Genomic DNA, 14,017 nt, shown 5'->3' with positions numbered 1-14,017 from the left:
GACAAGAAGGGCGACCGGACGAGCCATCGCCCGGACAGAAAAACCAGGAGCATAACCATCTGTGTAGAGCTTTTATACCAATCAAATAACTCAATTAAAAACATCAACTTAAACATCGACCCCAAACAGGCGTTTTAAAAAAACTGTTGACGTAATCGACAATATTTCGCACCTTATCAATCGTGTTATCCCGTTGTTGCGGGAACGTTTCAGGAACAGGGATTCGACTTTAGTCGTAGTTAGTTAGTTCAAAATGTAATTCTCAAAGGAGTGAACCTTATGTCGGCACCGGCTCAGACCCACTGTAGCGCCCGCCTTCGCATCCAGGGCGAGATGCTGCCCGAATACGCGCAAATTCTGACGCCGGACGCGGTGGCGCTGGTCTCCGAACTGGTGGAACGTTTTGCTCCCCAAAGAGGGGAATTGCTGAAACAACGTGTGGCACGTCAGGCCCGTATCGATGGTGGCGAGCTGCCGGACTTCCTGCCGGAAACCGCCCACATCCGTGACGGTGACTGGACCATTCGCGGCATTCCCGCCGACCTGCAAGATCGCCGTGTGGAGATCACCGGCCCGGTCGAGCGCAAGATGGTGATCAACGCCCTCAACGCCAACGTCAAAGTGTTTATGGCGGACTTCGAGGACTCACTGGCCCCCGCCTGGAACAAGGTGATCGAGGGTCAAATCAACCTGCGCGATGCAGTCAACGGTACCGTCTCCTACACCAGTCCGGAAGGAAAGGCCTACACCCTGAACCCCAATCCGGCGGTGCTCATCTGCCGGGTGCGCGGTCTGCACCTGCCGGAAAAACATGTCACTTTCGATGGCGAGCCCATCCCCGGTGGCCTGTTCGATTTTGCCCTCTACTTCCTGCACAACTATCAGACGCTGCTGGCCAAAGGCTCCGGCCCCTACTTCTATGTACCCAAGCTGCAGAGCCATCTGGAAGGGCGCTGGTGGAGCGAGGTATTCGCTTGGACCGAGGACAAGTTCGGCCTTCCCCGCGGCACCATCAAGGCCACCGTGCTGATTGAAACCCTGCCGGCTGTATTCGAGATGGATGAGCTGCTCTATCAGATGAAGGATCACATCGTTGCGCTGAACTGCGGCCGCTGGGACTACATCTTCAGCTACATCAAGACCTTGAAGAATCATCCGGATCGCGTGCTGCCGGACCGCCAGGTAGTAACCATGGACAAGCCGTTCCTCTCCGCCTACTCGCGGCTGCTGATCAAGACCTGTCACAAGCGCGGTGCGCTGGCGATGGGTGGCATGGCCGCCTTTATTCCGGCCAAGGATGCCGCCGTCAACGAGCAGGTCTTCGCCAAGGTCAAGGCCGACAAGGAGCGCGAAGCCAATAACGGCCACGATGGCACCTGGGTCGCCCACCCTGGCCTCGCCGATACTGCGATGGCGGTATTCAATGCCACCATTGCGGCGGGTGCCAAGAACCAGATCGGCGTGCTGCGCGAGCAGGATGCCCCCATCACAGCCGCCGACCTGCTGGCCCCCTGTGAAGGCGAGCGCACCGAGGCCGGCATGCGCACCAATATCCGGGTCGCCCTGCAATATCTGGAAGCCTGGATCAACGGCAACGGCTGCGTGCCCATCTACGGCCTGATGGAAGATGCCGCCACCGCCGAGATCTCCCGCACCTCCATCTGGCAGTGGATCCGCCACGGCAAGAGCCTCGCCAACGGCAAGGTGGTGACCAAGGAGCTGTTCCGCCAGATGCTGGCCGAGGAGCAGGAGGTGGTCAAAGCAGAAGTGGGTGCCGAGCGCTGGCAAGCGGGTCGCTTTGCCGAAGCAAGCGAGCTGATGGAAGAGATCACCTGCGCCGATACCCTGATCGATTTTCTGACGCTGCCCGGTTACGAGCGGCTCTGAACTCCGGGCCCCGGGCGGGGCTCGCCAATAACAAGTCAATGGAAACGTGAAATCAATGAAAGAGGGAACTGATATGGCACTGACCCGTGAGCAACAGATCCAGGCTATCGAGAAAGACTGGGCGGAAAACCCCCGCTGGAAAGGGATCAAGCGCGGCTACAGCGCCGAAGATGTGGTAAACCTGCGCGGCAGCTTGCAGCCGGTGCACACCCTGGCCCAGCGCGGTGCCGACAAGCTGTGGGGTCTGATCCACGGCGACGCCAAGAAAGGCTACGTCAACTGCCTCGGCGCCCTGACCGGTGGTCAGGCGGTGCAGCAGGCCAAGGCGGGGATCGAGGCGATCTACCTCTCCGGCTGGCAGGTGGCGGCGGACAATAACTTGTCCTCCACCATGTATCCGGATCAGTCCCTCTACCCGGCCAACTCGGTGCCGTCCGTGGTGGAGCGCATCAACAACTCCTTCGCCCGTGCCGACCAGATCCAGTGGGCCAACAAGGTAGGACCGCAGGATGAGGGCTTTATCGACTACTTCCTGCCGATCGTGGCGGATGCGGAAGCTGGCTTCGGCGGCGTGCTGAACGCCTTCGAACTGATGAAGGGGATGATTGAAGCGGGTGCCGCCGGCGTGCACTTTGAAGATCAGCTGGCATCAGTCAAGAAGTGCGGCCACATGGGTGGCAAGGTACTGGTGCCGACCCAGGAAGCGGTGCAGAAGCTGGTTGCAGCCCGTCTGGCAGCCGATGTGTGCGGCACCACCACTCTGGTGATCGCCCGTACCGACGCCAACGCCGCTGACCTGCTGACCACCGATGCTGACCCGTACGATGCAGACTTCCTGACTGGCGAGCGCACTGCCGAAGGGTTCTACAAGGTACGTGCCGGTATCGATCAGGCCATTGCTCGCGGTCTGGCTTACGCCCCCTACGCCGACATGGTGTGGTGTGAAACCGCCAAACCGGACCTGGACGAAGCGCGTAAATTTGCCGAAGCGATCAAGGCCAAGTTCCCGGATCGCATCCTGGCCTACAACTGCTCACCGAGCTTCAACTGGAAGAAAAATCTGGACGATGCCACCATCGCCCGCTTCCAACAAGAGCTCTCCGACATGGGCTACAAGTACCAGTTCATCACCCTCGCGGGTATCCACAACATGTGGTTCCATATGTACGAACTGGCCTACCAGTACGCCCGTGGCGAAGGGATGAAGCACTACGTCGAGATGGTGCAGGAGCCGGAATTTGCCGCAGCCAGCCGTGGCTACACCTTCGTGGCACACCAGCAGGAGGTCGGTACCGGTTACTTCGACAAGGTCACCACTGTCATTCAGGGTGGCCAATCCTCGGTGACTGCGCTGACCGGTTCGACCGAAGAAGATCAGTTCCACTAATAGGCAGAACTCTTTGAGAGACTCCTTGAGATAGCAAAACCCCGGCTTCAGGCCGGGGTTTCTTTTTGCCCGTTATATCAGCACCACGGAAACTCAAGCACACCCAATGGCTCAGAGCTCGAGGATCTCTTTGACAAAGGGGATGGTGAGCTTGCGCTTGGCGCGAAATGAGGCGTTGTCGAGCTGATTGAGAGTGGTAAGCAGAGTGCGCATATCGCGCGAGAGGCGGTTGAGCAGGAAGCGGCCCACATCGATGGGCAGTTTGAAGCCCCGCAGCTCGGCACGCAGCTGCAGGGCACTGAGCTTGCCTTCATCATCCAGCTCTTCGAGATGGAAACTCACCCCCCAGTCAAGGCGCGAGGCGAGATCCGGCAGCTGCAGCCCCAGCTTGCGCGGCGCGCTGCAGCCGGTGACGATCAGCGTCCCTTCCCCTTTCTCCTGCCAGCGATTGTAAAAATCAAACAGCGCCCGCTCCCAAACGGCATTGCCGGCGATGGCCTCAATGCTGTCGAGGCAGACCAGCGGCAGGCTTTCGAGGGCATCAAGCATGCTGGGGTCGAGCTGTTCAAACTGATCGAGGGAGAGATAGGCCGCAGCTGCATCGCGGGCATTGACCTCGGCACAGGTGGCATGGAGCAGATGGGAGCGCCCGGAGCCCTTGGCTCCCCAGAAATAGAGGAAAGGTGACCCCTGACCGATGGCCGCATTCTTGAGGGCGGTGATCAGATGAGCATTGGTGCCGGGATAAAAACTGACGAAGGTTTCATCATCCGGTAGTTGTACGGCTAGGGACAGTTGGGCCGGTTGCTTCACTCGTTGGGCTTTGACTGTGACATTTGTGGCTAAGTGTACCATCGCAATGGCAGATAGAGAACCGCCCGGGCAAGCCGGGCGGTAGACAAAAGCCTTGTGAAATCAGGGCTGCGACCATTGGTAACGCAGATTGCTGCCATTATCATCAACCTTGTGCAAGCGGCTCTCCAGCTGCAGGGCGCGCACCAACTCGCTCTGATCCCCCTGCAGGGTGAAGTTGAAGGTGACCTGATTGCCTTCCAGCTTGCCGATCTCGACCTTGCTGACGTTGGCCATCCCCTGCAGCATCTTCTGCACGGAGATCATGCTGTCCACATCGGAGAGACCATCCACCACCAGGGTCTGACTGGTTGCCGGCCCCGAGATGCGGGCGCCGTAGTTTTTCACCAGCCAGGTCGCCAGGGTATCGGCAAGCCCTTGCGCCACTTCGGCCTGGGTACCCGTGGTGTTGCCTCGGGTCAGTTCGGCCACTTCACCAGCGGCCTTGGGACCGTAGAGTCCCCAGTCGATGCTCCACTTGTCCCCTTCCGGGGTCAGCTTGCCCAGCACCACCATCTCGGCGCCATAACGCTGACTCGCCTTGAGGATGGGATCGGCAAAACGGCCCCATACATCGGTGGCACTGACCGCCATGTTGTCGTCGAGATCCATCAGGGGGATGCTGACCGGCAGCCCCAGCGCCAGGGTCTGTTCGCGCAGTGCCTGTGCCCAGCCATCGGTAGACTGGTCTGCCAGCAGATGGCGCTCACCCTGATCCACCACCAGCCAGAGGGCCATCTGGGGACGAGCCGGGCCAAGCAGGGCGAATTTGCTCTCGGAGACCAGGCTGTTGACCTTGTCGCTCTTGAACTCGGCCTTCAGATACTTGACCGAATCCACATCCTGATAGCCATAGCTCTTTACATAGTCGCCCGGCGCAGCCAGCGCCTTGACCACGGCAGGCTGAGTCAGAATATCCCGCTTGCCGGTCACCTTGATCAACACCTCGCCCAGCGCCTGACCCTGAGCAGCCACCATGTCGCCGGTGGTCGGGGCCTTGCCCTGATAGAGGTCGGTCACCTGAGCGGCCGAGGCAATGAATGACAAGCCGCAGCAGAGGGCGGTCACAACACGTTTGAACATGAACAGAGTCTCGAAATGGGAGATGGTGCTTATGGTAGCGGCAAGGCGCGTCCTGCGGCAAGGCTGGGACAAAGGCCATAAACAGCGAAGCCGGCAGGACGCCGGCTCCGTCAGCCACCTCGGCAGAGGCGGCGTATCACAGCAACTTACTTGGTACCGAAGATCTTGTCGCCGGCATCGCCCAGACCCGGCACGATGTAGCCTTTCTCGTTCAGGCCCTGATCGATGGAGGCACAGAACAGCTCCACATCCGGGTGAGCGGCTTCCAGCGCCTTGATGCCTTCCGGTGCGGCAACCAGTACCAGCACCTTGATGGACTGGCAGCCTTTCTTTTTCAGCAGATCGATAGTGGCGATCATGGAGCCACCGGTGGCCAGCATGGGGTCGATGACCAGCGCCAGACGCTCTTCGATGTTGCTGACGATCTTCTCGAAGTAGGGAACCGGCTGCAGGGTCTCTTCATCGCGGTAGATACCGACCACGCTGACGCGGGCACTCGGCATGTGCTCCAGTACGCCATCCATCATGCCAAGACCGGCACGCAGGATCGGTACGACGGTTACCTTCTTGCCCTTGATCTGGTCAACTTCTACTGGCCCATTCCAGCCATCGATGATAACCTTCTCGGTTTCGAAGTCAGAGGTAGCTTCATAGGTCAACAAACTGCCCACTTCTTTGGCCAGTTCACGGAAACGCTTGGTGCTGATATCGCCTTCACGCATCAGACCGATCTTGTGTTTGACCAGGGGGTGTTTGACTTCAACGACTTTCATTATTATCTCCTCTAACCTGCCGCAAAAAAATCGCGGAATCATACAACAAAAGCCGCCGCTTGTAGAGCAGTTTTGCGCAAAAACGCGCAAACGATTTCCTTTCTGGTTTTTCACCGCCACTGTTAGAATACGCCCCGAATTTTACCCTCCACTTCTCACATGACGGGGACTACTCGTGACTGACAAAACCTCACTGAGCTACAAGGATGCTGGCGTGGATATCGATGCCGGCAATGCACTGGTTGAACGTATCAAGGGCGTGTCAAAGCGCACTCGTCGTCCTGAAGTCCTTGGTGGTCTTGGCGGCTTTGGGGCCTTGTGTCAAATCCCTGCGGGCTACAAGGAGCCGGTGCTGGTCTCCGGCACCGACGGTGTGGGCACCAAGCTGCGCCTCGCCATCGATCTGAAAAAACATGACACCGTGGGTATCGATCTGGTGGCCATGTGCGTCAACGACCTGATCGTACAGGGTGCCGAGCCCCTCTTCTTCCTCGACTACTACGCTACCGGCAAGCTGGATGTGGACACCGCAGCCGCAGTGGTCACCGGGATCGGTGCCGGTTGCGAGCAGTCCGGCTGCGCCCTGGTGGGCGGCGAAACCGCCGAAATGCCGGGCATGTATGAAGGTGAAGACTACGACATCGCCGGTTTCTGCGTCGGCGTGGTGGAGAAGAGCGAGATCATCGACGGCAGCAAGGTCGGCGAAGGGGATGCCCTGATCGCATTGGCTGCCAGCGGCCCCCACTCCAACGGTTTTTCCCTGATCCGCAAAATTCTCGAAGTCTCCAAAGCCGACGTGCATCAGCCGCTGGGTGACACCACCCTGGCCAACGCCCTGCTGGAGCCGACCCGCATCTATGTGAAACCTGTGCTCAAGCTCATCAAGGAGTGCGAGATCCACGCACTCTCCCACATCACTGGTGGTGGTTTCTGGGAGAACATCCCGCGCGTGCTGCCCGCCAACACTCAGGCTGTTATCGATGAGCAGAGCTGGCAGTGGCCAGCAGTGTTCAGCTGGCTGCAGCAGGCTGGCAACGTCACCCGCCACGAGATGTATCGCACCTTCAACTGCGGCGTTGGCATGATCATCGCCCTGCCAGCCCATCAGCTGGAGAAGGCGCTGACCCTGCTCAAGGCCGAGGGCGAGAACGCATGGCACATCGGTCATGTGGCCAAGGCCGCCGATGGCGAGGAGCAGGTCGTCATCAAATGATGCGGATCCTCGTCCTTATCTCCGGCAACGGCAGCAACCTGCAGGCAATCCTCGACCACTGCGCCAGTGGCAAGATTGCCGGTGAGGTGGTCGGCGTCATCAGCAACAAGGCCGACGCCTATGGCCTGATCCGCGCACAAGAGGCAGGGGTGGCTACCAGCCCCCTCAGCCAGCAGCAGTTTGCCAACCGGGAGGAGTATGACGCCGCCCTGCTGGCGCTGATGGCTGACTATCAGCCGGATCTGGTGGTACTGGCCGGCTTTATGCGCATATTGAGCCCGCAACTGGTGCGCCACTTCGCCGGACGGATGATCAATATCCACCCCTCTCTGCTGCCGAAATATCAGGGGCTGCACACTCACCAGCGCGCTATCGATGCCGGTGATAGCGAGCATGGCGCCAGCGTTCACTTCGTGACCGAAGAGCTCGACGGTGGTCCGGTGATCCTGCAGGCCTGCGTTCCCATCTTCGAAGGAGATGAGGCCGATGAGGTGGCAGCACGAGTACAGGTGCAGGAGCACAGCATCTACCCACTGGTGGTGCAGTGGTTCTGTGAAGGGCGCTTGCAGATGCGAGATGGGTCTGCCTTTCTCGATGGCAAGCAACTTGGTCCGGCTGGCTATGCCTGCGAGTAACCGCTAACCACAGCAAGCAAAATACAACAAGGGAGGCCCAGGCCTCCCTTGTCATTTCCATAGATCAACGCAGTGACCACGTTCATCTCCGATGACGCCGCTACACGGCTAATCAGACCGGATTGTCGATATCGATAAAGGTGACATCCAACCCCTGCACGGTCGCCAGCCACTCTCCCAGCGCCTTGACGCCGTAGCGTTCGGTGGCGTGATGGCCAGCAGCGTAGAAGTGCATCCCCATCTCGCGAGCGGTGTGGATGGTCTGCTCGGAAGCCTCGCCAGAGATAAAGGCATCGATGCCCTGCTCCGCCGCCAGATTGATGTAGCTCTGGCCGCCGCCGGTGCACCAGGCCACGGAACGGATCAGCTCGGGGCCGCTGTCGCCACAGTGGAGCGGCTCACGACCGAGACGCTCGGCAATCAGTTTGGCAAAATCGCTGCCGCTCATCGGCTCTTCCAGCTTGCCCACCATGGCGACGCTCTTGCTGTTCCACGGCTCCAGCCCGCGACGCACCTTGATATCGAGCAGCTTGGCGAGCTGGGCGTTGTTGCCCACCTCGGGATGGACATCGAGCGGCATGTGGTAGGCAAACAGGTTGATATCGTGGGCCAGCAGGGTCTTGATGCGGCGCTGCTTCATACCGGTGATCTGGGCCGGTTCACCACTCCAGAAGTAGCCGTGGTGAACCAGAATGGCATCGGCATCGGCAGCCACGGCTGCATCGATGAGGGCCTGACTGGCGGTCACGCCGGTCACCACCTTGCGAATGCGCTCGCGCCCCTCGATTTGCAGACCATTGGGGCAGTAATCCTTGATGGCGTGGGGCTCAAGCAGGTGGTTGAGTACGGTTTCCAATTTTCGATGAGAGATCATAAGGGTCCCTTTATAACGGCGCGATTCCCTGTTTTACCAATAAAAACAAGGCCCCGGCTCAAAACGCCAAGGGCCCTATGATAATCGAGAGCCGCCATCAAGACCATGACGGTTCCCACACAGTGATACTTCCCTCTAGTGAGGCACCAGCCTGATTCAGGCGGGCAAGTCGATGCCGGCATCCCGCATCTGGGCCAGCTTGTAGCGCAGAGTACGCGGGCTGATCCCGAGCCGGTCGGCCACATCCTTGCGACTGCCGTTGCACTCTTGCAGGGTGTCGAGAATGATCTGGTGCTCCTGCTGCTTGAGTTCGCTGCCGAGGCGATCACCGCCATAAGCGCGCTCTGTGACAGCAAACTCCATCTCCTGCTCGTCCACCTCTTCCAGAATGAGGTGGCCGCAATCGATCACTCCATCTGTGCTGAGGATCAACGCACGCTGTACCACGTTATCGAGCTCGCGTACGTTGCCGGGCCAGGGATGAGAGAGTAGCCGCTCGCGCGCCTGCGGCTCCAGTTGCGGGGTGGGCAGCCCTTGCTGGCTGGCATGCAGGGCCAGCAGATGTTCAGCCAGCGGCAAGATATCTCCGGGCCGCTCGCACAAGGCTGACCAGCGCAGCGGAAAAACGTTGAGCCGGTAGTAGAGGTCTTCGCGAAACAGACCATCCTGTACCGCCTTCTTGAGATCCCGGTTGCTGGTGGCGATGACCCGCACATCCAGCGGGATCATCTTGCGGCTGCCGAGCCGCTCTACCTCTTTCTCCTGCAGCACCCGCAGCAACTTGGCCTGCAGCCCCAGATCCATCTCGGTGATCTCGTCGAGCAGCAGAGTCCCCCCCTGCGCCTGCTCGAACTTGCCGGGGCACCCCTGCACCGCGCCGGTAAACGCCCCCTTCTCGTAGCCAAACAGGGTCGCCTCCAGCATGTTCTCCGGAATGGCGGCACAGTTGATGGCGATAAAGGGCTGCTCGGCGCGGTTGGAGTTGTCGTGGATGTAGCGGGCCAGTACCTCTTTCCCCGTACCACTCGGGCCGGTCACCATGACGGTAGCCTCGCTTCTGGCCACCCGGGTCGCCAGCTGGAACAGCTCGGCGCTCTTGGGATCGCCATAGACCACGGCACGTTTTTCTACCTTCTGGGCCGGTACATAGCGGCTCACCTGGTTGAGCAACACCTCGGGCGAAAAGGGTTTGGCCAGATAGTCGATGGCCCCTTCCCGCATGGCGCGCACCGCACCGTCGATGTTGGCGTAGGCAGTCATCAGGAGCACCGGCACCTGCGGATACTGCTGGCGTATGGTAGCCAACAGGGTCAGGCCATCCATTCCCCCCATCTGAATATCGGAGATCACCATGTCAAACGGCTGACGGGAGAGGGCCAGCAAGGCCCGCTCGCCGCTGTCCACCTCACGGCACTCATAGCCGCCAAGCAACAGGGTATCGACCAGTGCCTCGCGCAGGCCATTGTCATCTTCCACTACCAAGATCCGGGCCTGAGTCATGCTACACCTCCCACGACAGCCAACTTGGCCGCATTGATATGGCTCCCTCTCGGCCGGCACAACTCCTTAGCAAGGCTCATGCTGCACCTCCAAGCTGTACCTGCTGCTGATGCAGGGGGAACGACAGAGTAAAACAGGTGCCCTCTCCGGGAACCGAGGCCACACCGACCTCGCCCTGATGGGCACGCACGACGGATTGCACCACCGCCAGTCCAAGGCCGGTGCCCTGGGAGCGAGTGGTAAAGAAGGGCTCGAAAATCTGGCTGAGCAGGTGGGCAGGCATCCCTTTGCCATTGTCGATCACCCGCATCTCGACCCGGGCACCGCTGCGCACCGCGCTCACCAGAAGCGACGTTGCCCCCGCCTGCTGGGCGTTGGCGATGAGATTGTTGATGGCTCCGGAGAGCGCACTGCTGTTGGCCAGCAGGCAGAGATCGGGCTCCGGTGCCTCCATGTGCAGCTCGCAACCCTGCTGCGCGCAGAACGCCTCTGCCCCCGCCTGCACTTCAGCCAGCAGACCCTGCACCGAGATGGGGGTGACCACCTGATTGTCGCCATTTCGGGCAAACAGCAGGATGTCGTTGATCTGCTTCTCCAAGTCCTGCAGCCGGGCCATCAGCTTTTGCTGAAACTGGGTGCGGGACTCAGGTTTGAGGGTGCGGTTGGCCAGATTAGCGGCATAGAGCATGGCGGCCGAGAGCGGGGTACGGATCTGGTGGGCCAGCGAAGCGGCCATATTGCCAAGGGCCGACAACCGCTTCATGTGGTTGATGCGATCCTGCAACTGACGGGTTTCGGTCAAGTCGTTGATAAAGACCAGCTGGCCCGCCTGATCCTGCAGCGGCTGGGTCGAGAGTTGGACCCGGCGGCCATCGCGCAGGGAGATCTCGTGGCCGTCATCCTCGCGCGGCTCGAAGCAGCGGGTGATGACGTGACGCCAGAGCTCCCCCTCCAGCGGCTCTCCCAGCAGGTCTATCGCCGCCGGATTGGCACGGGTGATGATGCCAGTGCCATCAAGCAACAGCACCCCGGTCGGGAGCGCCTTGAAGATGGCGTAAAGCTGGCTCACTTCGTGAGACTGGAGTGGGATATCCTGCTGTTGGGCTGTCATAAACCTGACCTCAAACTGGCGACCTGGTCAGGTTATTCAATTTCCATGCCACTAAATTAATCTATTAAAACCAATAGATTACCGCCTTGCGTCAAGGCTTTGACCCTCAGACGTCCTTGCTCATCCCGTACTTTTTCATCTTCTCGACCAAGGTGGTGCGACGCATGCCGAGCAGATCAGCAGCGCGGGCCACCACCCCGTCCTGTGACTCCAGCGCCTGACGGATCAGCTCCACTTCGAGGTCGGCCAGCATCTCCTTGAGATTGACCCCCTCCTCCGGCAGCTGCATGGTACGGGGCGAGGAAAGCGGATGGTCGATCTCCGGCGGATCCTGAAACACCGCGGCCAGCGCATCCCGCTCATCCATCTCGGTCAGCCGTTCATCACGCGGCTCGCTTGGCAGCAAGCGGTAGCGGCTCGGCAGATCGGCCACATCGACAATCTGCTGCGGATAGAGAATGAGCAGCCGCTCCAGCAGGTTGGAGAGCTCGCGCACGTTGCCCGGCCAGGGATACTGCATCAGCGACTCCATCGCCCGCTGGGTCAGACGGATGGTGCTGTGGTGCTGTTCGGCATGACGGTTGAGCAGCTCCTGCAGCAGCAGGGGGATATCGTCGATGCGATCCCGCAGCGGCGGGGTTTCGATGGGGAAGACGTTGAGGCGATAGTAGAGATCCTCACGAAAACCCTGGGTGCGGATCAGCGCCTCTAGATCCCGGTGAGTCGCGGCGATGATACGCACATCGGCCTGAATGGGCTTGCCACCACCGACCCGATCAAAGAGCCGCTCCTGCAACACCCGCAGCAGCTTGACCTGCATCGGCATCGGCATGTCGCCAATCTCGTCGAGGAACAGAGTGCCCCCCTGCGCCAGCTCGAAGCGGCCACGCCGCGCGGCGATAGCGCCGGTAAACGCCCCCTTCTCGTGGCCGAACAGCTCGCTCTCCAACAGCTCCGCCGGAATGGCACCGCAATTGATGGGCACGAACGGCCCCTGGCTGCGGCCAGAGAGTTCGTGAATGGCGCGCGCCACCACCTCTTTACCGGTACCCGACTCCCCGAGGATCAGCACGTTGGCATCGGTCTCGGCAACCTGGCTGATGAGGCGACGCACCTCCTGGATCCCCTTCCCCTTGCCCACCAGCAGGCGCAGCAGAGCCTGCCCCTTGTCATGGGTCTGCTGACGGGGATGCAGAGAAACAAACGCCTGACAGAAGTGCAGGTGGCGAGTCAGCGACTCATAGGTAAACGGCGCCTCGGCAACCCCGATGAAGTTGCTGTTGGGCAGGTCGGCCTCGACCAGAGAGATAAAGGGGGTTCGGGGAAATGCGGCCAGCAGATCCGGCAGAACACGGGTGCCGAGCTCGCCGGCCAGCACACCTTGCAGGGGGCCGGAGGAGTCGATGGCGACATCCAGATCGCCTTCAGCCACCTCTTGCCACGGGATCCCCATAAACGAGAGCACTGTTCCCAACTGCTGACGCCGCTGCGCATCGGCATCAACAATCAACACGCCCATCTCCACCATATCAATCCCTCGCGACGACCGAATATAATTCATTGTTTTATATAGATATAAAACATATATCACTTATTTTGTTGCAGACAGACAAAGTGCCAAAATTCCGACACTTTGTCAAAAACTGTCGTATTCAGGCTAAGTGTATCGACATAAAACGGGGATAAACGAAATGGCTACGGCATTTTTTTCGCAGGGAATATTCAGGTGATACCGCCTTGCCGGCGGCGGTATCACTCAGATGCAGCAGTTCAAGGGTGGATATGGTGGCGCGGGGTCGCGTAGCGGCACTCGGGGAAACGGCTGCAGGCCATAAAGAGGCGGCCGGCATGGGGCCCTTTCTTGGCTTCACGCTCCACCAGCGGCGCATCGCAGCGAGGACAGTGGTGCACCTCTTCATCCTCGTCTTCAGACGGATCGGCAAACAGGTTGTCGGCAAGTTCCGGCTCCTGCACGGGAACCGCAATGCTCGGCGCAGGGCGCTCCAGATTTGGGAAGTGAAGCGGCTCTTCATCGACTGGGCGAACAGTTGCCTGTGGCGAGCCACCGCGCAGCGGCGTGCCAAGGTCGACCCCGTCCAGCAACAGAGGATTGAAGGTGGGTTCGCGCCGCTGGCCCGGCAGCAGATCATCAACCACCGGCTCGCTGGTTTTGACCAGCAACGGCAGAATCTGTTCGCGCAGCTCTTCCACCTGATAACCGCTGCTGGCCGGAATTTGCAGCAGGGGCAGACCGGCGCTGTCACAGGCAGTTTTCAGAAAGAGATCTCGCGCCTTGCGCTTCTGATGACGGTGAGAGCTGTCATCCAGCTCGATGGCGCAGATAAACGAGAGGTCGGTCGGATGGCAGAGCAGATAGTCAAAATGCTTGCCGCTGATCTTGTTGAAGTGTTGCTGCCACTTGCTCTTGCCGAGTCCCGCTTGCGGGGTCAGCACATCGGCCACCCGCACCTTGGCCAGCACTCTTGCCTTGTCGCCTACCGCCAGATCCAGAACCCCGAGAAAAGAGCGCTCGGCCGGAGTGAAGAGAGTCTCCTGCAGATCGTAGGGCAGCTGCTTCTGCTCCTTGTTTCTGCTCCAGAAAATCGCTAGCACCAGCAGGGCCAGCAGCAGTAATCCCGACAGGACGAGGGTATTCATGAGAGCACAATCCAGTTCACAACACGAAAGGGGGAACACTTTAC

12 protein-coding genes are annotated in these 14,017 nt (G+C 59.9%); 4 read left to right on the top strand and 8 right to left on the bottom strand.

Going from position 1 to position 14,017, the window contains the following annotated elements:
- Nucleotides 1-279: 279 nt before the first annotated feature.
- On the top strand, nucleotides 280-1,887 hold the full coding sequence (gene aceB / locus NOM67_RS00325) for a malate synthase A (RefSeq protein WP_255933068.1): 1,608 nt from the start codon (nucleotides 280-282) through the stop codon (nucleotides 1,885-1,887).
- A gap of 73 nt (nucleotides 1,888-1,960) precedes the next feature.
- Nucleotides 1,961-3,274 (top strand): isocitrate lyase, encoded by a 1,314-nt coding sequence (gene aceA / locus NOM67_RS00320; protein WP_005344572.1) that lies wholly within the window; start codon nucleotides 1,961-1,963, stop codon nucleotides 3,272-3,274.
- 111 nt (nucleotides 3,275-3,385) lie between these two features.
- On the opposite strand, the gene hda is transcribed toward aceA, so the two are convergent.
- From hda to upp, 3 genes are all read right to left on the bottom strand, one after another.
- Complete coding sequence (gene hda, locus NOM67_RS00315) at nucleotides 3,386-4,087, bottom strand: DnaA inactivator Hda (RefSeq protein ID WP_033114378.1); 702 nt, start codon at nucleotides 4,085-4,087, stop codon at nucleotides 3,386-3,388.
- Nucleotides 4,088-4,189: 102 nt separating this feature from the next.
- A complete protein-coding gene (locus NOM67_RS00310; RefSeq protein ID WP_041209869.1) occupies nucleotides 4,190-5,209 on the bottom strand; it encodes a DUF2066 domain-containing protein in 1,020 nt (339 codons plus the stop codon).
- A 146-nt stretch (nucleotides 5,210-5,355) separates the two neighbouring features.
- Nucleotides 5,356-5,982, bottom strand: coding sequence for a uracil phosphoribosyltransferase (upp, locus tag NOM67_RS00305; RefSeq protein ID WP_033114376.1), 627 nt, complete (start codon nucleotides 5,980-5,982; stop codon nucleotides 5,356-5,358).
- 175 nt (nucleotides 5,983-6,157) lie between these two features.
- Between upp and purM the strand changes: the two genes are divergently transcribed.
- Together purM and purN are read left to right on the top strand one after the other, a co-directional pair.
- Nucleotides 6,158-7,195, top strand: coding sequence for a phosphoribosylformylglycinamidine cyclo-ligase (purM, locus tag NOM67_RS00300; protein WP_255933062.1), 1,038 nt, complete (start codon nucleotides 6,158-6,160; stop codon nucleotides 7,193-7,195).
- Nucleotides 7,192-7,830 (top strand): phosphoribosylglycinamide formyltransferase, encoded by a 639-nt coding sequence (gene purN / locus NOM67_RS00295; protein ID WP_255933061.1) that lies wholly within the window; start codon nucleotides 7,192-7,194, stop codon nucleotides 7,828-7,830. The genes purM and purN overlap by 4 nt, the downstream gene beginning before the upstream one ends.
- Nucleotides 7,831-7,942: 112 nt before the next feature.
- On the opposite strand, the gene NOM67_RS00290 is transcribed toward purN, so the two are convergent.
- The 5 genes from NOM67_RS00290 to NOM67_RS00270 form a co-directional block, all read right to left on the bottom strand.
- Nucleotides 7,943-8,704, bottom strand: a complete 762-nt coding sequence (locus NOM67_RS00290) for a Nif3-like dinuclear metal center hexameric protein (protein ID WP_305121601.1) — start codon at nucleotides 8,702-8,704, stop codon at nucleotides 7,943-7,945.
- A gap of 156 nt (nucleotides 8,705-8,860) precedes the next feature.
- Nucleotides 8,861-10,204: a sigma-54 dependent transcriptional regulator gene (locus NOM67_RS00285; RefSeq protein WP_255933060.1), complete on the bottom strand. Its 1,344-nt coding sequence runs from the start codon at nucleotides 10,202-10,204 to the stop codon at nucleotides 8,861-8,863.
- A 76-nt stretch (nucleotides 10,205-10,280) separates the two neighbouring features.
- Nucleotides 10,281-11,315: a PAS domain-containing sensor histidine kinase gene (locus NOM67_RS00280; protein WP_042033343.1), complete on the bottom strand. Its 1,035-nt coding sequence runs from the start codon at nucleotides 11,313-11,315 to the stop codon at nucleotides 10,281-10,283.
- Between the two features lie 106 nt (nucleotides 11,316-11,421).
- Nucleotides 11,422-12,843, bottom strand: coding sequence for a sigma-54 dependent transcriptional regulator (locus NOM67_RS00275; protein WP_041209864.1), 1,422 nt, complete (start codon nucleotides 12,841-12,843; stop codon nucleotides 11,422-11,424).
- A gap of 242 nt (nucleotides 12,844-13,085) precedes the next feature.
- Nucleotides 13,086-13,973: a DUF2726 domain-containing protein gene (locus NOM67_RS00270; RefSeq protein ID WP_156852100.1), complete on the bottom strand. Its 888-nt coding sequence runs from the start codon at nucleotides 13,971-13,973 to the stop codon at nucleotides 13,086-13,088.
- Between the last annotated feature and the right edge of the window lie 44 nt (nucleotides 13,974-14,017).

Origin of the sequence: Aeromonas sp. SG16, assembly GCF_024436135.1 — a bacterium.
In the GTDB taxonomy this organism is placed as follows: Bacteria; Pseudomonadota; Gammaproteobacteria; order Enterobacterales; family Aeromonadaceae; genus Aeromonas; species Aeromonas jandaei.
This window is presented reverse-complemented; position numbering and strand designations above follow the sequence as displayed.